This is a genomic window from Pseudomonas sp. SA195, from assembly GCF_054131565.1.
Genome location: NZ_CP096392.1, coordinates 1,380,430 through 1,399,000 on the forward strand (window position 1 = coordinate 1,380,430; position 18,571 = coordinate 1,399,000).

General features: G+C 63.1%; 18 protein-coding genes and 1 pseudogene. 2 read left to right on the plus strand and 17 right to left on the minus strand.

All coding sequences use genetic code 11. The features are described 5' to 3' along the window. Nucleotides 1-80 precede the first annotated feature (80 nt). From M1D78_RS06390 to M1D78_RS06415, 6 genes are all read right to left on the minus strand, one after another. Nucleotides 81-1,583: an efflux transporter outer membrane subunit gene (locus tag M1D78_RS06390; RefSeq protein WP_437420037.1), complete on the minus strand. Its 1,503-nt coding sequence runs from the start codon at nt 1,581-1,583 to the stop codon at nt 81-83. Beyond that, nucleotides 1,576-4,743 (minus strand): multidrug efflux RND transporter permease subunit, encoded by a 3,168-nt coding sequence (locus tag M1D78_RS06395; protein ID WP_437420036.1) that lies wholly within the window; start codon nt 4,741-4,743, stop codon nt 1,576-1,578. The genes M1D78_RS06390 and M1D78_RS06395 overlap by 8 nt, the downstream gene beginning before the upstream one ends. Then, nucleotides 4,740-5,924 carry an efflux RND transporter periplasmic adaptor subunit gene (locus M1D78_RS06400; protein ID WP_437420035.1) on the minus strand — a complete coding sequence of 395 codons (1,185 nt, stop codon included), beginning with the start codon at nt 5,922-5,924 and terminating at the stop codon, nt 4,740-4,742. The genes M1D78_RS06395 and M1D78_RS06400 overlap by 4 nt, the downstream gene beginning before the upstream one ends. 148 nt (nt 5,925-6,072) lie before the next feature. Further along, on the minus strand, nt 6,073-7,359 hold the full coding sequence (locus M1D78_RS06405; protein ID WP_437420034.1) for a mechanosensitive ion channel family protein: 1,287 nt from the start codon (nt 7,357-7,359) through the stop codon (nt 6,073-6,075). A 124-nt stretch (nt 7,360-7,483) separates the two neighbouring features. Further along, a complete protein-coding gene (locus tag M1D78_RS06410; protein ID WP_122164729.1) occupies nt 7,484-7,570 on the minus strand; it encodes a small membrane protein YohP in 87 nt (28 codons plus the stop codon). Between the two features lie 84 nt (nt 7,571-7,654). Next, a complete protein-coding gene (locus M1D78_RS06415) occupies nt 7,655-8,389 on the minus strand; it encodes a sulfite exporter TauE/SafE family protein (RefSeq protein WP_437420033.1) in 735 nt (244 codons plus the stop codon). Between the two features lie 80 nt (nt 8,390-8,469). Here M1D78_RS06415 and M1D78_RS06420 point away from each other — a divergent pair, with 80 nt between their 5' ends. Further along, nucleotides 8,470-9,348: a CAP domain-containing protein gene (locus M1D78_RS06420; protein WP_437420032.1), complete on the plus strand. Its 879-nt coding sequence runs from the start codon at nt 8,470-8,472 to the stop codon at nt 9,346-9,348. Nucleotides 9,349-9,354: 6 nt separating this feature from the next. On the opposite strand, the gene M1D78_RS06425 is transcribed toward M1D78_RS06420, so the two are convergent. Next, nucleotides 9,355-9,726 carry a SpoIIAA family protein gene (locus tag M1D78_RS06425; RefSeq protein WP_437420031.1) on the minus strand — a complete coding sequence of 124 codons (372 nt, stop codon included), beginning with the start codon at nt 9,724-9,726 and terminating at the stop codon, nt 9,355-9,357. On the opposite strand from M1D78_RS06425, the gene M1D78_RS06430 reads away from it, so the two are divergent. Continuing rightward, nucleotides 9,725-9,871: a hypothetical protein gene (locus M1D78_RS06430; protein WP_437420030.1), complete on the plus strand. Its 147-nt coding sequence runs from the start codon at nt 9,725-9,727 to the stop codon at nt 9,869-9,871. The genes M1D78_RS06425 and M1D78_RS06430 overlap by 2 nt on opposite strands. Nucleotides 9,872-9,961: 90 nt before the next feature. Here M1D78_RS06430 and M1D78_RS06435 read toward each other — a convergent pair whose 3' ends face one another. The 10 genes and pseudogenes from M1D78_RS06435 to M1D78_RS06480 form a co-directional block, all read right to left on the minus strand. Continuing rightward, nucleotides 9,962-10,243, minus strand: coding sequence for a peptidylprolyl isomerase (locus M1D78_RS06435; RefSeq protein ID WP_437420029.1), 282 nt, complete (start codon nt 10,241-10,243; stop codon nt 9,962-9,964). 76 nt (nt 10,244-10,319) lie between these two features. Continuing rightward, on the minus strand, nt 10,320-10,547 hold the full coding sequence (locus M1D78_RS06440) for a hypothetical protein (RefSeq protein WP_437420028.1): 228 nt from the start codon (nt 10,545-10,547) through the stop codon (nt 10,320-10,322). Between the two features lie 18 nt (nt 10,548-10,565). After that, nucleotides 10,566-11,720, minus strand: a complete 1,155-nt coding sequence (locus tag M1D78_RS06445; protein WP_437420027.1) for a Na/Pi symporter — start codon at nt 11,718-11,720, stop codon at nt 10,566-10,568. Between the two features lie 88 nt (nt 11,721-11,808). After that, nucleotides 11,809-12,357, minus strand: coding sequence for a hypothetical protein (locus tag M1D78_RS06450; protein WP_437420026.1), 549 nt, complete (start codon nt 12,355-12,357; stop codon nt 11,809-11,811). A 147-nt stretch (nt 12,358-12,504) separates the two neighbouring features. Continuing rightward, complete coding sequence (gene glpD / locus M1D78_RS06455) at nt 12,505-14,058, minus strand: glycerol-3-phosphate dehydrogenase (protein ID WP_437420025.1); 1,554 nt, start codon at nt 14,056-14,058, stop codon at nt 12,505-12,507. A gap of 460 nt (nt 14,059-14,518) precedes the next feature. Next, nucleotides 14,519-15,277 (minus strand): DeoR/GlpR family transcriptional regulator, encoded by a 759-nt coding sequence (locus M1D78_RS06460; RefSeq protein WP_437420024.1) that lies wholly within the window; start codon nt 15,275-15,277, stop codon nt 14,519-14,521. A 134-nt stretch (nt 15,278-15,411) separates the two neighbouring features. Continuing rightward, nucleotides 15,412-16,923, minus strand: coding sequence for a glycerol kinase GlpK (glpK, locus tag M1D78_RS06465; RefSeq protein WP_437420023.1), 1,512 nt, complete (start codon nt 16,921-16,923; stop codon nt 15,412-15,414). Between the two features lie 12 nt (nt 16,924-16,935). Next, nucleotides 16,936-17,802 (minus strand): MIP/aquaporin family protein, encoded by an 867-nt coding sequence (locus tag M1D78_RS06470; protein ID WP_437420022.1) that lies wholly within the window; start codon nt 17,800-17,802, stop codon nt 16,936-16,938. 174 nt (nt 17,803-17,976) lie between these two features. After that, nucleotides 17,977-18,093 (minus strand): annotated as a pseudogene (gene murG, locus M1D78_RS06475) (undecaprenyldiphospho-muramoylpentapeptide beta-N-acetylglucosaminyltransferase); the annotation flags it as partial. A 20-nt stretch (nt 18,094-18,113) separates the two neighbouring features. Beyond that, nucleotides 18,114-18,530 carry a DUF1810 domain-containing protein gene (locus M1D78_RS06480; RefSeq protein ID WP_437420021.1) on the minus strand — a complete coding sequence of 139 codons (417 nt, stop codon included), beginning with the start codon at nt 18,528-18,530 and terminating at the stop codon, nt 18,114-18,116. Nucleotides 18,531-18,571 lie beyond the last annotated feature (41 nt).

The following is an 18,571-nucleotide window of genomic DNA, read 5'->3' on the forward strand; positions in this document are numbered from 1 at the left end:
CCATTTAGTGGTGATCTTTGGACCACCGTGACGTCTTGAGGATTCGGCGCCGCAGGTCGGGAAGCGCGCTGTTCCGCGGCTTACTGCTCGGAAGTCACGACCCGTTGCGGGGTGTCGCTTGATGCTGAAGGGGCGTCGGTACCACCGCCCAGCGCTATATACAAACTCACCAGGTTCTGAATCTGTGCACGCTTGACCTCAATGAATGCCTGTTCGGCATCGAACAGGTTGCGCTCGGCATCGAGAACCTGCAGGTAATTCACTACACCTTCGGCATAGCGCTCTCTTGCGAGGTCGGCAATGCGTCGCAGCGTGTCGACATTTTCTTCCTGCGCGGCGACCTGTTCTGCCAGATAGCGTCGGCCGGCGAGTGCGTCAGCCACTTCGCGAAAGGCGGTTTCGATGGCGCTTTCGTACTGAGCCACCGCGACGTTTTCCCGGGCTTCGGCGACGGTCAGGTTGCCGCGATTTCGACCGAAGTCAAACAGTGGAAGGGTGATGCTCGGGCCAATGCTCCAGGTGCGATTGTCCCGGCTCACCAAGTTGTTCAGCTCGTTGGAAATGTACCCGAAGCTGCCGGTCAGGGAGATTTGCGGGAAGAATGCAGCTCTCGCCACGCCGATGTTGGCGCGTGCTGCACGCAGCTCCAACTCGGCACCCAGGATGTCGGGACGCACCAGTAGCAGCTCCGACGGCAGCCCGGCATCCAGCCGCACCGGATCGATCTGTTCGGCCAACGGTAGCGGCGTCGGCAAAGGCCCTTGCAGTTCGCCCCCGATCAATTGAGTGAGGTAGTTGACCTGCTCGGCTCGGATCAGGCGCAGGCTTGCCAGCTCTGTCTTGGCCTGGGTCAGCAGCGCCTGTGCCTGGTTTAGATCGAGCGCCGAGGTGATCCCTGCCTCGAAGCGAACACGGGCAATGCGCAGGCCGTCGCGGCGGCTCTGCAGCGTCGCCTCAGCCAGTTCGATCCGTGCTTCAGCGCCGCGGACGGCGAGGTAGGTCGTGGCCACATCGGCAATCAGCGACAAGCGAAATGCCCGTTGCGCCTCGATGGTCGAGAGGTATTGAGCGCGCGCGGCTTCGGTGAGATTTCGCACGCGTCCCCAGAAGTCGAGTTCGAACGCCGATATGCCAAGCCCTACCGAGAACTGCTCGGTGATCTGACCGCTTGAACCGCCCGCTGCGCCCGAGCTAACGCCTCCGGCGGAGCCGCGACCGGCCTGCCCAGCGCTGCCGGTCGGAAAGCGGCCCCGGCTGGCATCAGCCGTCGCAGCCAGCGTCGGGTAGCGGTCGGCACCTTGCACGCCAAACTGGCCGCGGGCTTCTTCGATTCGCGCTACTGCGATCTGCAGGTCGCGATTCCGCTGCAGAGCCGTTTCGATATACAGCTCGAGTCGTGGGTCCTCAAGAAAGTCGCGCCAGGCGATCTCGCTGGCCAGCACTTCGCCGTCCATGGGTTGGTAGTCGGCAGGATATTGCGCGGCGCTGGGGGAGGGCGGCCGCTCATGGGGCGGTGCGAGCTGGCAGCCAGCAAGCAGAGCGGCCATCAGCAGAGGCGCCAGTTTCGTGAGCCGGTCAGGCATTGTCTGGCGCCTCTTTTTCCTCGGCGGGGTGCGCCTTGTCTTCGGCTGTCGGCGGCCGACGCTTGGTCAGCCAACGACGCACGGAGAGATAGAACAGCGGGATATAGAACAGGCCCAGCAGCGTCGCGACGATCATGCCGCCCATGACGCCGGTACCGACTGCGACCCGGCCAGCCGCGCCGGCGCCGCTGGACAGTACGAGGGGCAGCATGCCGAGAATGAAGGTGAGCGATGTCATCAGGATCGGCCGGAAGCGCAGGCGCACCGCGTTCATCACGGCATCGGTCAGGCTTTTGCCGTGGCCTTCTTCTTCAATGGCAAACTCGACGATGAGGATCGCGTTTTTCGCCGACAGGCCGATGATGGTCACCAGCCCCACGTTGAAATAAACGTCTGCCGGCAGGTCTCGAATCATCGCGAACAATATTGCGCCCAACGCACCGAAGGGCACCACGAGCAGCACCGCGATGGGCACTGTCCAGCTTTCATAAAGCGCTGCCAGGACCATCAGCACCACCAGCAACGACAAGCCCAGCAACAAACCGACCTGGCCGGAAGCCTGCTGCTCTTCCAGCGAGGCGCCGGTCCATTCGTAGCTGAAGCCGCCCGGCAATTCAGCGGCCAGCCGCTCCATCTCCGTCATCGCTTCGCCTGTGGTCGAACCGGGTGCGGCACTGCCGGACAAGGTCAGCGCAGGGTAGCCGTTGTAGCGCTGCAACTGCGTTGGGCCCTCGGTCCAATCCACGGTGGTAAAGGCGCCGAAGGGCACGCTTTCGCCTTCATCGTTGATCACTTTCAGATCAAGCACATCCTGTGGAGTCATCCGATAGGGGGCATCCGCCTGCAGCAATACTTGCAGGACGCGCCCGTCACGGTTGAAGTCGTTGGCATAGGCGCTACCGAAGGCGATTGCCAGTGTTGCGTTAACCTCGTTGATCGAAAGCTCCAACGCGCGGGCCTTGATGCGGTCGATGTTGACCCGCAAGCGTGGCGCGTCGTCTGCGCCCTCCGGCCGGACGCTCTGTAACACCGGGCTTTCGCTCGCCTTGCCGAGCAGCTGGTTGCGTGCGTCGAGCAGCGCCTGATAGCCGAGACCTCCGCGGTCCTCGAGCTTGAAGGTAAAGCCGCCCGCCACGCCCAGTCCGGGAATCGAAGGTGGATTCAGGGCAAACACGCGGGCTTCGTTGATCTGCGAGAAGCGGCCCATGGCTTCGCGAACCAAGGCCTGAGCGGAGCTGCCGTCTTCGGTGCGTTGCTCCCAAGGGATAAGCCGTACAAACGACATCGCATGGGCCTGGCCCTGGCCGAAAAAGCTGAAGCCGTAGACCGTGATAGCGTCCTCGACCAGCGGGTGGTCGGCGTAGAACGCCTTGACCTGTTCAATGGCTTCTTCGGTGCGCTCGACCGTTGCGCCAGCGGGCGCTTGGATGACCGTCATCAAAGAGCCCTGGTCCTCGTCCGGTAGAAAGGCGCTGGGCATCCGCAGGTAGAGAAAGGCCGTCAGCGCCAGCAGGCCGACAAAGGCGAACAGAAACCAGATCGGTCGCGCGAGCATGCCGCCGACCGCATGGTGATAGCGGTCCGTGGTGCGCTCCATCCAACGGTTGAAAGGACTGAAGATGCGTTGGCCCAGGCCGGGCTTGCCGTCGTCCGGCTGGCTAGGTTTGAGCAATGATGCGCACAGTGCGGGCGTCAGCACGAGTGCCAGCAGTGTCGAGGTGGCAACCGCAATTGACAGCGTCACGGCGAACTGTCGATAGATGCCCCCTGTCGAGCCCGGAAAAAATGCCAGCGGCACGAATACCGCGATCAGCGCGAGGGTCGTGCCGATAATGGGCGCGGTGACCTGCTCCATGGCTTTGACGGTCGCTTGATAGGGCGGCAGCTGCTCCTCGTCCATGATCCGCTTGACGTTTTCCACCACCACGATGGCATCGTCCACCAAGGTACCGATCGCGAGGACCATGCCGAACAGGCTCAACAGGTTGATCGAGAAGCCGGCAATCCACAGGCCGAGACAAGTGCCCGCCAGGGTGATCGGGATGACGATGGTAGGGATGACGGTGGTGCGCCAGTTCTGCAGGAACAGCAGCATGACCAGCACCACCAGCGCCATGGCCTGGAGCAGCGTGACCACGACTTGCTGAATCGACGAGGCGATGAAGGGGGTCGAGTCGAATGGCACCGTCCAGGCTACGTCTTCCGGAAAGCCTTCGGCCAGTTCGCCCATGCGTTGCTTGACCGCATTGGCCGTGTCCAGCGCATTGGCCCCCGGCGACAGTTGCACGGCCAAACCCGCCGCCGGTTGGCCGTTCAGCTCGCTTCGTGAAGCGTAATTCTGTGCGCCCAGCTCGACCCGAGCGACGTCACGCAAGCGGATGGCCGATCCATCCGGGCCGGCACGAAGAATGATCGAGGCGAATTCTTCAGGCGTGGAAAAGCGCCCTTGGGTCTCGATGGGCGCATTGATTTCAGTGCCCTCGGCCAGTGGTAGATCGCCCAGTGCGCCGCCCGCGGACTGGCTGTTCTGCTCCTGTACGGCGGCGAGCACATCGGCCGCAGAAAGTCCGAAGCTGGCCAGCCGATCGGGGTTCAACCAGATCCGCATGGCATAAGCGGTATAGAACTCGCGGATATCACCCACGCCCTGTACGCGGCGCAGCTCGTCAAGCACGCGTGTTGTAGCGAAATGGCCGAGCTCCAGCGTGCTCATGGTGCCGTTCTCAGAGAACAGCGAGATGATCAGCAGAAAATCCCGCGAGGCCTGGAATACCTGAATGCCCTGTCGGCGGACTTCTTCCGGTAAGCGCTGCTCGACGCGACTAAGGCGGTTCTGCACCTCCATCTGCGCAATGTCGATGTCGGTGCCGGCTTCGAACGTCAGCTCGATCGAGGCGCTGCCGTTGGAGCGGCTCGATGAATCCATGTAAAGGAAGCCCTCGACACCGTTGAGCTCCTGCTCGATCACCTGGGTGACGTTGGTTTCGAGCACCGAGGCGTCAGCGCCGGGGTAGGTCACGCTGATGCGCAGCGTGGGCGGTGCGATGCTCGGGTATTGCTCGACGGGCAACGAGCGCAGGGCCAGCACGCCACCCAACAGAATGCCCAGCGCAATGACCCAGGAAAAGACTGGACGCCGGATGAAGAACGCTGGCGTCATTGGCTGGACTCGGTCGCGCTCGACGACTCTGGCGCTTCCGGAGGCCCTTCAGGCTGGTAAGGGGTGGTCCGTACCGCTGCACCACTACGGACGCTGCCGCCCCCCTCGACGATCACAACGTCGCCTGCAGTGAGACCATCACGAATTACCCATTGGCTGCCCTGCAGTTCGCCAAGTTCGACTTCACGTGAGGCTACGTTGTCGTCCTTGTCCACGAGCAGGACGCGGGCAGCCTGATCGTTGACTATCACTGCACGCTGGGGAATCAGTACACCGTTTGGGCGAGTACCGGCATTGATTCGCGCACGCACGAACTGCCCAGGCAGCAAAAGCCTGTCTGGGTTGGGGAATTCAGCGCGTAACGCCACGGTGCCTGTGTTTTCGTCAATGCTCATGGCGTAGAAGTTGACGTAGCCCAAGTGTGGATACTCGGCGCCATTTTCCAGGATCAGCTTGACCTCGACGCGGCCTTCCTCCGGTAACTTCAGGGCGCCAGACGCCAGCTGCGCTCGTATGCGCAACAAATTGGAGCTCGACTGAGCAAAGTTGACATACACCGGATCGAACTGCTCGACGGTGGTCAGCAGCGTACCTTCGCTGGCGCTCACCAACGCACCTTCGGTGACCTGGGCCCGCCCGGCGCGGCCTTCGATCGGTGACTCTACGGTGGTGTATTCCAGCTCGAGAGCAGCCGACTGAACATTGGCTTCTGCTTGCGACACGTCTGCTTTGGCGGTGCGCAACGTGGCCAACGCGGTGTCGTATTCCTGCTGACTGATGGCCTGTTTGGCAACCAGGCCCTTATAACGCCTGACGTCCTGCGCGGCATTCAATGCCGTGGCTTCGGCTCGCTCCAGTGCTGCTTTTGCTGCTTTGAGGTTGGCGCGCATTTCTCGCGGATCGATCTGGAACAGTGGCGTGCCGACCTCCACGTCGGTGCCCTCTTCGTAGAGCCGCTTCTGGATGATGCCGTTGACCCGCGCACGGATCTCGGCGATGCGAACGGCCTGAACGCGTCCCGGAAGCTCGATGATGTTAGGAATCGGCTTGGGGTCGACCGTGATCACTTCGACTTCAGGTGGGGGTGGTGCGGCTTGCTCGGCAGGTTTGTCCTCAGAGCAAGCTGCCAGCAGTAGCGCTGAGACGCTGATCAGCGCGGCGTGTTGCAGAAACTGCCTCATTCAGTCCGACCTTTTTGTATCGCTCCGTCTTCGCTGCGGTATAGCGCGCTGACCTACACTCGACCGCAGCGCACCGGACGCGGTTCCGGTTTTTACGCCTGCTCCGCCCATATCGAGCCGTAGCGCTCCCTGTCAGGCAGGGTGCGCTTCAGTTTTGAGGGGTATGAACCACGATGTTCTGCCGCGCCTGGTCCGGCAGTCCGACGCCGGCAGCGCGCAGCGCACCGACCAGGCTCTTGCGCACCTCCGAGGCGGTAGAGACGAAATCGGAGCGGCGCGAGTCGCACCAGAACTGGACGTCGAAGAACAGCTCGCTCTGGCCCAACTCGCTCAAGCGGACCGAGGCTGGCGGTTCGGCAAGCACGCCAGGTGTTCCCTGGGCAGTGTCCCGCAGCAGCTGGGTGGTGGCGTCGATGTCGACACCGTAGCTGAGGCGGCACACCACCTTTCCCCGGCGAACCGGCGCCGCCGTGTTGTTGGTGACTCGGGAGGTGAAGGTTTCGGCATTGGGCACCAGGACCCGGCGCCCGTCGTAGGTGCGAATCTGCGTGGCGCGCAGCTCGATGCGCTCCACGCTGCCTTCGGTCTCGCCGATGATGATCTGGTCGCCGAGCTGGAACGGCCGCAGCGTGAGAATCAGCAGCCCGCTGACGAAATTCGACAGGATGTCCTTGAGTGCGAAGCCCAGAGCCAGGCTAGTCAGGCCCAGGCCCGTTGCCAGGGTGCTCGGTTCCAGGCCAAAGGCGCTGGCGGCGACGATCAGGCCGAGCAGCCAGACGGTGTAGTAGCTGACCTGACGCACTAGGTTCTCTACCGTCCGGTCCTTCACCAGCCGTGCGAAGACGACCCGCGTGAGGGCGCGCACGCCGGTAGCCAGCCCCCAGAAGAGCAGCAGCACGAGCAACGCGGCGAGAATGCGCGGAATGATGCTGACGGCCGATTCGAGAAGGCGCGCGAAAGCGGTCTCGACGCTGACCTGTACGGACGTGACGAAACGGCCTCGGTCCGAGTCGCGCCGCTCGACGGCACGCACCAGCGCCCGGTCGATCAGTGCTGCCCAGTCCCGCGCGAGCACGTCCAGCCGTTGCCCATTGGCGTCGGCATCGGCTGGCGTTACCACGACAAGTGGGCGCCCGGCGACGCTGATCTGACGGGCTTCACCGTCTTCGCCAGCGGCTTCGATACGCGAGCGGGTGATGCCCTGCGGCGTCTCTAGCACGGCCGCCAGCTGCCGTTCGACCTGCCGGGCACGAGGCCGGGCTTCGAGTTCGGCGTTCGGGCCGATGCGAAACAGCGCACGGCCATCCAGGCGTACCGTAGCGACGCCCTCTTGCGCGACACTCGCTGGCGGCGCGAGCAGCAGCATGAACAGCACGATGAGCGCCAAGAGCGGTGAGTGACGCAGGCGTGGCGCGGAGAAGGAAAGCGGGGTCATGGTGCGGCCGTCCAGGAACCGGATACGACCAGGCCGCCGGGGTGCGGCGGCCTGTCGATGTTCATGCAACGTGCGGCGGTGTGCGTACCGAGGCCGTGGTTGCGTTTGGGTCGTATCGCGTGGCTTAGAAGATCAACGCGAACAGGCCGATCACCACGAGCAGGCCGATCAGGAAGATGATGCCGATGGTGCTACCCAGAAACTTCAGCATGAGGTTTCTCCTTCACAGTGGGTTCACTATGTCCGACTGGGGTAGGCCCCGAACGTTCAGAACAACCGGCGGCCGGTTCTGCAGCTACAGATATTTCCAGATCAGTTGCAGCCCCGCGATCAGTACGCCAACGCGGGCGATGCGGTAGAACAGGGCGTGGTCGATGCGCTTGTGCAGCCATAGCCCGGTCCAGACGCCGAAGGGGACGATGGGCGCGAGCGTCAGGCTGAGCAGCAGGTTCTCGCGTGTGAACTGCCCGAGCGCGGCGTAGGGAATGAGCTTCAGCGCGTTGGTCATCAAGAAGAAGAGGTTGATGGTCGCGACGTAGCGCAGCTTGTCCAGTTGCTGTGGCAGCAGGTGCATCATGATCGGCGGCCCGCCGGCATGTGCAACGAAACTGGTGAAGCCTGCGATGGACGAGAGCAGCGTGCCGCGTCCGCGTTGCAGGGGGCGCGGCTTGTCGTTGCGCGAAACCAGCCCCAGCAACACGAAGCCCACGGCGATGCCGCCCATGAGTAACCCGATCAGGCGCTCGTCGAGCATGCCGAACGTCAGCGAGCCCAGGGTAATGCCGATCAGCGCGCCCGGCAGCATGACCTTGAGGTTGGCCTTGTCCCAGTGCCCGATGTAGGCGCGAAGGCCGACCACGTCCGCGAGGCAGAGGATCGGCAGCATCACCGCCGCGGCTTGTTTGGGCGAGATCGCCAAAGCCAGCAACGGCACCGCAATGCCGCCAAGCGCACCGCCAAAGCCGCCTTTGGAGACGCCCGTCAGGAAAATGGCGGGCAGCGCGAACAGCAAGAAATCGTTGAGCGTCATATTGGAAGCCGGGCCGTGTCGAGGAATAGTGAGCCGCATGCCGTGGTCTGCATGGTTATCACAGCCAGACAGGGTGACCTATGACTATCGCTACGGCAATCAGGCGCTCCGGTGCGGCGGCCGCCGGCTCAGCGTTGGGCCTGGCGCTGACTCTGATACCAATGTCAGCCCATGCTGCACCGGCGGACGACCTGGTCAGCCAGATCAACGCGTTTCGTGGCGAAGAGGCAAGCTGCTCGGGCGAGGAGGGCAAGGCTGTCGCGCCGCTGGCACCGAACGCCTCACTTGACCTCAAGCCGGCGACCACGGGCGCGCAGCTGCAACAGCGCTTGCAGGCGTCCGGCTACCGGCCGGCGAAACTTCAGGCCATATCGATTTCCGGGCCGGCTAGCGTGCAGGCGGCGATGAGCGCGTTGCGGCAGCGCTACTGCGAGCCGCTGCGCAGCCAGGATTACGCCGAGATCGGCGTTGCGCACGAGGGCAACACTTGGCAAATCCTGCTGGCCAAGCCGCTGCTGCCGCCGGATCTGGGCGATTGGAAAACGGTGGGCCAGTCCATTCTCGAACGAGTCAATGCGGCGCGCAGTCAACCTCGGCGGTGCGGTGACCAGGCGTTCGAAGCCGCTCCGGCGCTGGGCTGGAGCGATACGCTGGCCGACGCCGCTCTGGCGCACAGCCAAGACATGGCCCGGCGCGATTACTTCAGTCATCGCGCGCCGAACGGCGAGCAGGCCGGCGATCGGGCGCGCCAGGCGGGCTATCGCTGGTCGCGCGTTGGCGAGAACATCGCGGCGGGGCAGGGCTCGGCCGAGCAGGTGGTGGCAGGGTGGCTTGCCAGCCCAGGCCACTGCGCCAACATCATGAATGCGGATTTCACCGAGATGGGCGCCGCCTACGCCACCGACAAGGCCAGCACGGCGGGCAGCTACTGGACGCAGGTATTCGCCACGCCGCGCTGATGCGGCTCAGGCGCTATCTTCAAGCCAGAGGTGCGCCGCGGTGCCCTGGTGGTCTTCGAACGCCCTGACCGTCAACCCGGGAATCAGCGTGCCTTCGATCTCGGCGGCCTTGCGGACCCATTCCTTGGCGCAGACCACCGCGCAGCGATCGAAGCGACGCATGAGGCGAAACAGTTGCGGAATGCGCGCCAGCTCCACGCCGACGGCGCCCAGCGTGGGCATGTCGAAGTCGCCGATGCGCCAGAGCAGTTGGCCTGCGGTGATGCCCTCGGATTTGCGCCAGAGTTCGTCCAGGGCGAAGCGCATGTCGTGGCTGTCCAGCTTGCCGGAAAAATCGATCTCGATGCGTTTGTCGCCAATCCGCGTGACGTGAAACATGGCCATCCTCCTCGATGCCGAAGCGGCTGTCTCTGAAGTTGTAGCCCAGGCCCGCCTGCCGCGCCTCACACCGGTGGTGCAGGGCAAGCTAACCGCGCGCGTGCGGATGCTGAACGCCGAAGGGTGGACACGTGAAAGGCGGTGATGCTGTATCAACCGAACAGGGTAGAAGCGTTTGGGCGAGGTGCTGGCGGAAAGGGGGCGAAACGCCCCCGTGTGAAACGGGGGCGGGCGATCAGTCCTGGCGGCTGGTCACTTCCAGCAGGTGGTAGCCGAACTGGGTCTTGACCGGGCCTTGCACCTGGTTGAGCGGGGCGCTGAACACGACGGTGTCGAATTCCTTCACCATCTGGCCGGGGCCGAACGAGCCGAGGTCACCGCCCTGGCGGCCGGACGGGCAGGTCGAGTTGTCCTTGGCGACCTGAGCGAAATCGGCACCGCCTTCGATGGCAGCTTTCAGCTCATTGCACTTCTCTTCGGTGGGTACCAGGATGTGGCGGGCAGTGGCACGGGCCATGGTTGTACTCCTCTGTTGGAAGCCGCAAAGCCTACCGGAATCGCCCCGCCAATCAAACGCTGCCGGCAGGTGCTGTTCAGCTTCTCGCCTTTAGCCAGTCGTTCTTAAATGCACTCCAGAACAGTTGCAGGCTGTTGAACCGGGTGTCGACGGCATCGATGTAATCATCCAACCGCTCGATTTCGCGGTGCTGGGCTTGCTGCTCCTGCGCATCGATGCGTTCGAGCTGTGCCTCCAACTCGTCGAGCGACTCTCTTAGTTCGCGGATGCGGTTCTCGGTCTGGATGCGGCGTTCGTGTTGCATGCAGTTCTCCAGGCGGGTTCAGAGTTGGCTGCCGCCGATCAGCAACAGCGGCAGCGCGAAGAACACACCGCCAATATAGGCGCCTACGTACAGCTTGCTGCGCTGGGCCAGGTTGGCGAGGGTATTGGCGATGGCCGGTGGCACGCCCCGTAGCACCGGAAGAACATAGATCAGCAGAATGCCGAAGAGGTTGAACAGCAGATGCACTAGCGCGATCTGCATCGCGAGTTCCGCCGTAGGGCCGGCAATCGCCGTGGCTGCCAGCAGTGCGGTAACGCAGGTGCCGATGTTGGTTCCGAGGGTAAAGGGATAGACCTGCTTGAGCGTGAACACGCCGGTGCCGGCCAGCGGCACGATGAGCGAGGTGGTCGTCGACGAGGACTGCACCAGAACGGTAATGAGCGTACCGGACGCGATGCCGGACAACGGGCCCCGGCCCACGCTGGCGTGCATTACTTCCTTGGCCCGCCCGACCATGACCTTGCGCAGCACCTTGCCGATCGCCTGCACCACGAACAGGATCAAACCGATCCCGATGATGATCAGGGCCACCCCTGGCCAGACTTTTCCCGGCAGCCAACTTACGCTCGCAGCCAGTAGATCACTGGCGGGCGAGAGCAGGGCCTTCATGAAATTCATGCCACCCATGTCCATGCTGGCGTCGTGAACGAGCAGGCCCGCCAAGGCTTCGGACAGCCGCTGCAGCGGATGGAAGAGCAACTCCAACGGCAGCAGGATCGTCACGGCCGTAACGTTGAAGGCGTCGTGCACGGTAGCGGCAGCAAAGGCTCGATGGAATTCTTCACCACTGCGGAGATGCCCCAGGCTGACGATGGTGCTGGTCAGCGAGGTGCCGATGTTAGCGCCCATGATCAGTGGGATGGCAATGGGGATTGGCAGGCCACCAGCGACCATGCCGACGATGATCGAGGTAACCGTGCTGGAGCTCTGGATTAGCGCGGTCGCCGCCAGCCCGATCATCAGCCCGACGAAGGGGTTGGTTGCAAAGGCAAATAGCTGCTTGGCATTGTCGCCGGTAGCGGCCTTGAAGCCGTCGCCGATGGCGCCAACCGCGGCCAGCAGGAGATAGATCAGCGTCACTACCAGCAGCCAGGACAGCCATCGATTGGTCATCGAGGTGGACGAGCGAAGTGCACCGGTATCCGTTGTCATCAGCCAACTCCCGTGAGTGCGTGTAGCTCGACGGTGTGGGCAGCGCATGAAGCCTTGATGACCGCAGCGGCTTCGGGCGACGAACGGATCAGTGCGCGGCGTTCAGCCTGCGCAAAGCCCTGGCGTAATCCTCACGGGGCGATCGGAGCGTGAACGTATCGGTGCTCGTGAGCTGCTCCCCATACAGCGACCGGTAGTTCAGGTTGAGCTCGATGCGGTGTTCGGTGAGCAATTTCAGGCTTTCATGCAAGCACAGCTGCATGCTCGGGTCGGTGATCGCCAAGAGCGCAATTTCTTGATCCTCCCGAATGGCCGCACCGGCCGGGATCCAAGAGCGGGTGAAGCAGATGGTCTCAATATCCATGGCCACCAATGCCTCTTCCCAGAAATCAGCCGTCAGGTCGTAGGCAGTGCCGTCGAACACGATTGACGCACGATCGATGATCGCCGGGCCAAGGCCGAGGTTTGCCAGGTAAAGCCCGTTACGGGCGCGTGGCCCTTCGAGGTATGGCGTGGCGACGATGAGCCGCCGCACGGACAGGCGGTTGTGCTCGTTGCCCACCCAGCCTTGCCACAGTGAGGCGCCAAGCGCGAGGGTTGCGAAGCCGATGGCACCAACGGAGAGCAGGTTGTTCATGGCGACGGTATCCCGGACGGGTGGCGGACCGATGCCAGGACACGGCGGTGGGCGACGTCATGCCCGGCGTTACTTCAGTTCGGACCGACAGGCGTCCGCAAAGTTACCGAGGCATGACCCATGCGCCCCAAACCGGGGCACCACGGTTCAGGCAGCGTCGCTGTCGTGGCGGGATGCCGGCTGTTCACGCAGGTGGGCTTCCAGGCGGGCCCTCTCCGTGGCGTGGAACGCCAGGCCGAGCTTGGTCCGGCGCCACAGGATGTCGTCCACCTCATGGGCCCATTCTTCCTGGCGTAAATACTCCACCTCCCGCGCATGGAGCTGTTGGCCGAGGTCCGGGCCGAGCGCATCGACCGAACGGGCGCTCCCGAGCATGCGCCAGACGCGGCTGCCATAGAGCGTCGCCCAGCGCCGGGCAAGCCGATCGTCGAGCCCTTGGACCTGACGTTTGAGGTCGGCAACGAGCGCGTCGGGAGTGGTCATCTCCTCCCCGCCGGGCAGCGGCGATTGAGCTGTCCAGCTGGCGCCCATTTGAGGGAAGAATGGCTTGAGTTGCGCCATCGCCGACTCGGCGAGCTTGCGGTAGGTGGTCAGCTTGCCGCCGAACACCGAGAGCAGCGGCGCTTGCTTGTCCTCGGCGGCCAGCGAGAGCGTGTAGTCGCGGGTCACAGCGGACGGGTTGTCCGACTCGTCATCGCACAGCGGCCGGACACCGGCGAAGGTGTGCACGATGTCCGACGGCTGAAGCTGTTTGCGAAAATGCGTGTTGGCAACGCCTAGCACGTAGGCGATCTCTTCATCGCTGATGCTGACGGTGGCCGGGTCGCCGTGATATTCGCGGTCAGTCGTGCCGATCATGGTGTAGCGATCCAGATAGGGGATCGCAAAGACGATACGGCGATCCTCGTTCTGCATGATGTAGGCCTGATCGCCTTCATACAGCTTGGGCACGATGACGTGGCTGCCCTGAATCAGGCGAATACCGTAGGGCGACCGCTGCTGCAGGTTCTCACCGATGAACTGCGCTACCCAGGGGCCTGCCGCGTTGACGAGCGCCTTGGCGCGGAGGGAAAAGCGGGCGCCGTCTTCGCGCTGCAATTCCACGTGCCAGATTCCTGCAGCACGTTTTGCGCTCAGGCATCGGTTACGGGTATGGATATGCGCGCCTTTCTCCCGTGCCGCCATGGCGTTGAGCACCACCAGGCGGGCATCGTCTACCCAGCAGTCCGAATATTCGAAACCGCGCGTGATTGCAGGCTTGAGCGGGCTTTGAGCGTCGAACCGCAGGCCGCGGGAGGCGGGCAGCTTTTCGCGCTTGCCAAGATGGTCATACAGGAACAGCCCGGCGCGGATCATCCAGGCTGGGCGCAGATGCGGGCGGTGCGGAAGGACGAAACGCATCGGCTTGACGATGTGCGGCGCCTTGGCCAGTAGCACTTCGCGCTCGGCAAGTGCTTCGCGGACGAGGCGAAATTCGTAATGTTCGAGATAGCGCAAGCCGCCGTGGATCAGCTTGCTGCTGGCGGATGACGTATGGCTGGCCAGGTCATCACGCTCGCAGAGGAAGACCGAAAGCCCCCGCCCAGCCGCATCGGCTGCGATGCCCACTCCATTGATGCCTCCGCCGATCACGGCGATGTCGTAGAGCTCGGCGACGGGGCTGTTGGAATCGGTCACGGGAATCTCCTCAAGAACGAACATTTATTTTCGAATACGAACATCCTAGCGCAGAAGAATTCACCTCTCCAGTCGCGATGTTCGTTTTTTATATCAAAAGAAAATAATCGAACCGATTTGAGCAATCTATTGGTGTTGACCTGGCGGGCCCGAGGAGGGCGAAACATTGGCGGGCAGCGGGCGAATAAATTCGGCCCTACGGATCCCGCACCGTAGGGGCGAATTTATTCGCCCGGCGGAGGCTGGCTCAGGCTGGTCCGCCGGTGACTTGCAGCTTGAGCTTGTGCCGAGTCAGTACACCAGGAAGCCTCAGGCTCTCGAAGGCCGCTTGGGCGGTGATCGGAGTAGAGACGGGAAGGGCAGAGAAAAAACGGACCGCGTGGTGAGCACACAGGCTGGAGGACCGAGGGCGAATAAATTCGCCCCTACAGATCCGCGCTGTAGGGGCGAACTTGTTCGCCCGGCGGCGGTTTGGTCCACCCTATCAGTCCGTCACTTCCAGTTTGACCTTGTGCCGGCTAAGCAGCTCGAGAAAAGCCTCTGGCGGCTGCGCTTCGGTGAACAGCATGTCGATCTGTTCCAGCGAGCCCAGGCGGGTCATGGCGTTGCGCCCGAACTTGCTTGAGTCGGCGGCCAGAAATACCTGGCGAGCGTTGCTGATAATGGCCTGAGAGACGCGTACTTCCTGGTAGTCGAAGTCCAGCAGGGTGCCATCCTCGTCGATGCCGCTGATGCCAATCAGCGCATAGTCGACCTTGAACTGGCTGATGAAGTCGGCCGTCGCCTGGCCGACCACGCCGCCGTCGCTGCGCACATTCCCGCCGGCAATCAGCACATCGAAATCTTCCTTGGGACTGAGGATGCTCGCCACGTGCAGGTTGTTGGTAATGACTTTGAGGTCTCGGTGATTGAGCAGCGCGTGAGCGATGGCTTCGGTGGTGGTGCCGATGTTGATGAACAGTGAGGCCTGGTCGGGGATGTGCTGCGCCATGGCATCGGCGATGCGGCGTTTCTCGTCACGCATCTGGCGGGCGCGTTGGGTATAGGCGGTGTTCTGCACACTGGAGTCATGGGCGGCGCCGCCGTGGTAGCGGCGAAGCAAGCCGGCTTCGCCGAGTTGGTTGATGTCGCGGCGGATGGTCTGGGGCGTGACGGAGAACTGTTGGGCCAGCTCTTCAATGCTGACGTAGCCGCGCTCGCGGACCAGTTCGAGAATGCTCTGCTGTCGTGGGGCCAGACTCATGGAGGCTTCCTTCTTATCGATATGGCAGAAGGATGCCGCAGTATGGTCGTCGATAAAAGCTGTGTTCGTTTTCGAAGCGTGGCGCCGGGCGCGGAAACGAATCCGCGCCCGGCGCCGTCGGCTGGAGCTACCGCTTAGCCCTCTTCCCAGTCGCGGGTGCGACCCACGGCCTTCTGCCAACCTTTGTAGAGCGCTTCGCGCTTTGCTTCATCACAGGCCGGTTCGAAGATGCGCTCGATGGTGGCTTTGCTGCGCAGCTCATCCAGGCTGCTCCAGAAACCCGTCGCCAGGCCTGCGAGATAAGCCGCGCCGAGGGCAGTCGTTTCCTTCATTTCGGGCCGCTCTACGTGAGTGCCGAGCAGGTCGGCCTGGAACTGCATGAGGAAGTTGTTCGCCACCGCGCCGCCGTCTACGCGGAGCGAGCGCAGGCGCTCACCGGCGTCCTGCTGCATGGCATCGAGCACGTCACGGGTCTGGTAGGCGATGGATTCGAGCGCGGCGCGGATGATGTGGTCGACCTTCACTCCGCGCGTCAGGCCGAACAGGGCGCCACGGGCACGCGGGTCCCAGTAGGGCGCGCCGAGGCCGGTGAAGGCGGGGACGAGGTAGACCCCATTACTGTCCTGCACCTTGGTGGCGAAGTACTCGGAATCCAGCGAATCGTTGATGACCTTCAGTTCGTCGCGCAGCCACTGCACGGTGGAGCCGCCGTTGAAGATGGCGCCTTCGAGCGCGTAGTTCACTTCGCCCTTGGGTCCGCAGGCGATGGTGGTCAGCAGCCCGTGCTCGGACTGCACGGCCTTGGTTCCGGTGTTCATCAACAGGAAGCAGCCGGTGCCATAGGTGTTCTTTGCCTGGCCCGGCTCGACGCACATCTGGCCGAACAGCGCGGCCTGCTGGTCACCGGCGATCCCGGCAATCGGGATGCCGGTGCTCTGGCCGGAACCGAGGTAGGCGTGGCCGTAGACTTCGGACGAGGAGCGCACGTCCGGCAGCATTTCGCGCGGGATATCCAGCGTCTCCAGCATCACTGGGTCCCAGTCCAGCTTGTGGATGTCAAAGAGCATGGTGCGCGAGGCGTTGGTGTAGTCGGTGACGTGGGCTTTGCCCTGGGTCATCTTCCAGATCAGCCAGCAATCGACGGTGCCGAACAGCAGCTCGCCGCGGCGGGCCCGCTCACGGCTGCCTTCAACGTGGTCGAGAATCCACTTGATCTTGGTGCCCGAGAAGTAAGGGTCGATGACCAGCCCGGTGGTCTTGCGTATGTGCTCTTCCATCCCGTCACGCTTGAGCTGATCACAAATCGGCGTGCTCTGGCGGCTCTGCCAGACGATGGCGTTGTAGATGGGCCGGCCGGTGTTCTTGTCCCAGACGATGGCCGTTTCGCGCTGGTTGGTAATGCCGATCGCTGCGACCTGTTCGTTGGTGATGCCGGCCTGGGCCAGTGCCTCGACGAACACGCCGCTCTGGGTGGCCCAGATTTCCATGGGGTCGTGCTCGACCCAGCTGGGTTGCGGGTAGATCTGCGCGAATTCGCGCTGGGCAATAGTGACCACGTTGGCGTTGCGGTCCAGCACGATGGCGCGGGAGCTGGTGGTGCCCTGGTCGAGGGCGACGATGAATTGCTTGTTGTTCTGAGTGCTCATGGTGTCGATTCCTTAGTGAGCTTTATGGGCAGTGACATCGCGTTCGGTAAAGTGGTCGGCCTCGCTGGTGGCGCATGCGCCGTTGCCCATGGCCGGTAGGTGCTTGCAGATCAGCGCCTTGTAGCCGGCAGCGCCGAGACACGCGCCCACCACTGGCGCGACCAGTGGGACGAGGAAATACGGGATATCCCGGCCACCGGTAAAGGCCACGTCGCCCCAGCCGGCGATGAAGGTCATCAGCTTCGGTCCGAAATCACGTGCCGGGTTCATGGCAAAGCCGGTCAATGGGCCCATCGCGCCGCCGATGACAGCGATCAACAGGCCGATCAGCAGGGGCGCCAGCGGGCCGCGTGGCAGGCCATTGCCGTCGTCGGTCAGCGCCATGATCATCCCCAGCAGGATAGCCGTGATCACCACTTCCACCAGGAAGGCCTGGCCGATGGACAGCGACGGGTGCGGGTAGGTCGAGAACACCGAGGCCAGCTCCAGGCTGGCCAGGCTGCCACGCGTCATCTGCTGCGCTTGTTCGAAATCGAAAAACAGGCTGCTGTACAGACCGTACACCAGCGCCGCCGCGCAGAACGCGCCGGCAACCTGGGCAAGGATATAAGCCGGGACCTTGTGGCGTTCGAAGGTGCCGAACAGCCAGAGCGCGATGGAGACAGCAGGATTCAGGTGCGCGCCGGAAACACCCGCCGCGAGGTAGACCCCCATGCTGACACCGATACCCCAGATAATGCTTATTTCCCAAAGACCTAGCTCTGCACCGCCCAGCTTCATGGCGGCAACGCAACCGGTCCCGAAGAAAATGAGAAGGGCTGTGCCGAGGAACTCGGCGATACATTGACCCCGGAGCGTCGGGGTGGACGGACTGCTCATGCGCAACCTCTTTAAATGGAGCTGTTGTTTTTATTGATCCGATACGGCGCGGTTCGGAAATGTTCGGTTCCGAAAAAGTAAGGTCAAAAGTGAGGGCTGTCAAAGCTAAATTTCGAACATTTAGCCGAAAAGATGACGTTTCGCGCGATGAGCAGGTTCGAGTGCCGGAAATCCGGCGGCAAGCCCGCCAGGGCCGGTCACGTAACCGCTCACTCCCAGCCCGCTAGCCAACTTGAGTTCACGCACCACACGGCGTGCCTGCCGCGCCGAACGCAGCCGTTGAAAAGATGCTGGTGCCGCGGCGACGCGTGCTAGAGCCGGTCGAGGGTCGCGGGGTCAGGTTGCCCTGCGTAGAAGGCAGCCAGCACGCGTCGATAGGTGGCGGAATCACTGGCCGCGTCGAACAGCGTCATGCTCGAGCGCAGCTTGATGTCATCTGGCGAGCCGAGTATCTCGCGGGCCGTGCGGTCGGTGTGCTGCAAAAGCGCGTTGGCACACTGCTCCAACCGCGGGCCGAGCAGCGGATGGTTGAGGTAGGCGACGGCCTCGTCGCGGCTCTGGATCGCATAGCGTCGCGCCATGGCGCTGTGGCCCAACCCCGCAATCTGCGGAAAGATGAACCACATCCAATGGCTTTGCTTGTAGCCAGCGCGCAGCTCGGCGAGCGCTTGCGCATAAACTGGCTGTTGCGCCTCGACGAAACGGTGCAGATCGTGCGGATCGCTCATGGCATGTCTCGATGATGTGTACCCGTATCTAGACGCTTGGA

What these genes read in the sequence shown, in the direction of transcription:
- M1D78_RS06420 (WP_437420032.1), top strand. Translation starts at nt 8,470, where the DNA reads ATGACTATCGCTACGGCAATCAGGCGCTCCGGTGCGGCGGCCGCCGGC.
- M1D78_RS06440 (WP_437420028.1), bottom strand. Translation starts at nt 10,547, where the DNA reads ATGCAACACGAACGCCGCATCCAGACCGAGAACCGCATCCGCGAACTA.
- M1D78_RS06395 (WP_437420036.1), bottom strand. Translation starts at nt 4,743, where the DNA reads ATGACGCCAGCGTTCTTCATCCGGCGTCCAGTCTTTTCCTGGGTCATT.
- glpD (WP_437420025.1), bottom strand. Translation starts at nt 14,058, where the DNA reads ATGTTCGTTCTTGAGGAGATTCCCGTGACCGATTCCAACAGCCCCGTC.
- M1D78_RS06390 (WP_437420037.1), bottom strand. Translation starts at nt 1,583, where the DNA reads ATGCCTGACCGGCTCACGAAACTGGCGCCTCTGCTGATGGCCGCTCTG.
- M1D78_RS06400 (WP_437420035.1), bottom strand. Translation starts at nt 5,924, where the DNA reads ATGAGGCAGTTTCTGCAACACGCCGCGCTGATCAGCGTCTCAGCGCTA.
- M1D78_RS06450 (WP_437420026.1), bottom strand. Translation starts at nt 12,357, where the DNA reads ATGAACAACCTGCTCTCCGTTGGTGCCATCGGCTTCGCAACCCTCGCG.
- M1D78_RS06415 (WP_437420033.1), bottom strand. Translation starts at nt 8,389, where the DNA reads ATGACGCTCAACGATTTCTTGCTGTTCGCGCTGCCCGCCATTTTCCTG.
- M1D78_RS06430 (WP_437420030.1), top strand. Translation starts at nt 9,725, where the DNA reads ATGGCCATCCTCCTCGATGCCGAAGCGGCTGTCTCTGAAGTTGTAGCC.
- M1D78_RS06480 (WP_437420021.1), bottom strand. Translation starts at nt 18,530, where the DNA reads ATGAGCGATCCGCACGATCTGCACCGTTTCGTCGAGGCGCAACAGCCA.
- M1D78_RS06425 (WP_437420031.1), bottom strand. Translation starts at nt 9,726, where the DNA reads ATGTTTCACGTCACGCGGATTGGCGACAAACGCATCGAGATCGATTTT.
- M1D78_RS06460 (WP_437420024.1), bottom strand. Translation starts at nt 15,277, where the DNA reads ATGAGTCTGGCCCCACGACAGCAGAGCATTCTCGAACTGGTCCGCGAG.
- M1D78_RS06435 (WP_437420029.1), bottom strand. Translation starts at nt 10,243, where the DNA reads ATGGCCCGTGCCACTGCCCGCCACATCCTGGTACCCACCGAAGAGAAG.
- glpK (WP_437420023.1), bottom strand. Translation starts at nt 16,923, where the DNA reads ATGAGCACTCAGAACAACAAGCAATTCATCGTCGCCCTCGACCAGGGC.
- M1D78_RS06405 (WP_437420034.1), bottom strand. Translation starts at nt 7,359, where the DNA reads ATGACCCCGCTTTCCTTCTCCGCGCCACGCCTGCGTCACTCACCGCTC.
- M1D78_RS06470 (WP_437420022.1), bottom strand. Translation starts at nt 17,802, where the DNA reads ATGAGCAGTCCGTCCACCCCGACGCTCCGGGGTCAATGTATCGCCGAG.
- M1D78_RS06410 (WP_122164729.1), bottom strand. Translation starts at nt 7,570, where the DNA reads ATGCTGAAGTTTCTGGGTAGCACCATCGGCATCATCTTCCTGATCGGC.
- M1D78_RS06445 (WP_437420027.1), bottom strand. Translation starts at nt 11,720, where the DNA reads ATGACAACGGATACCGGTGCACTTCGCTCGTCCACCTCGATGACCAAT.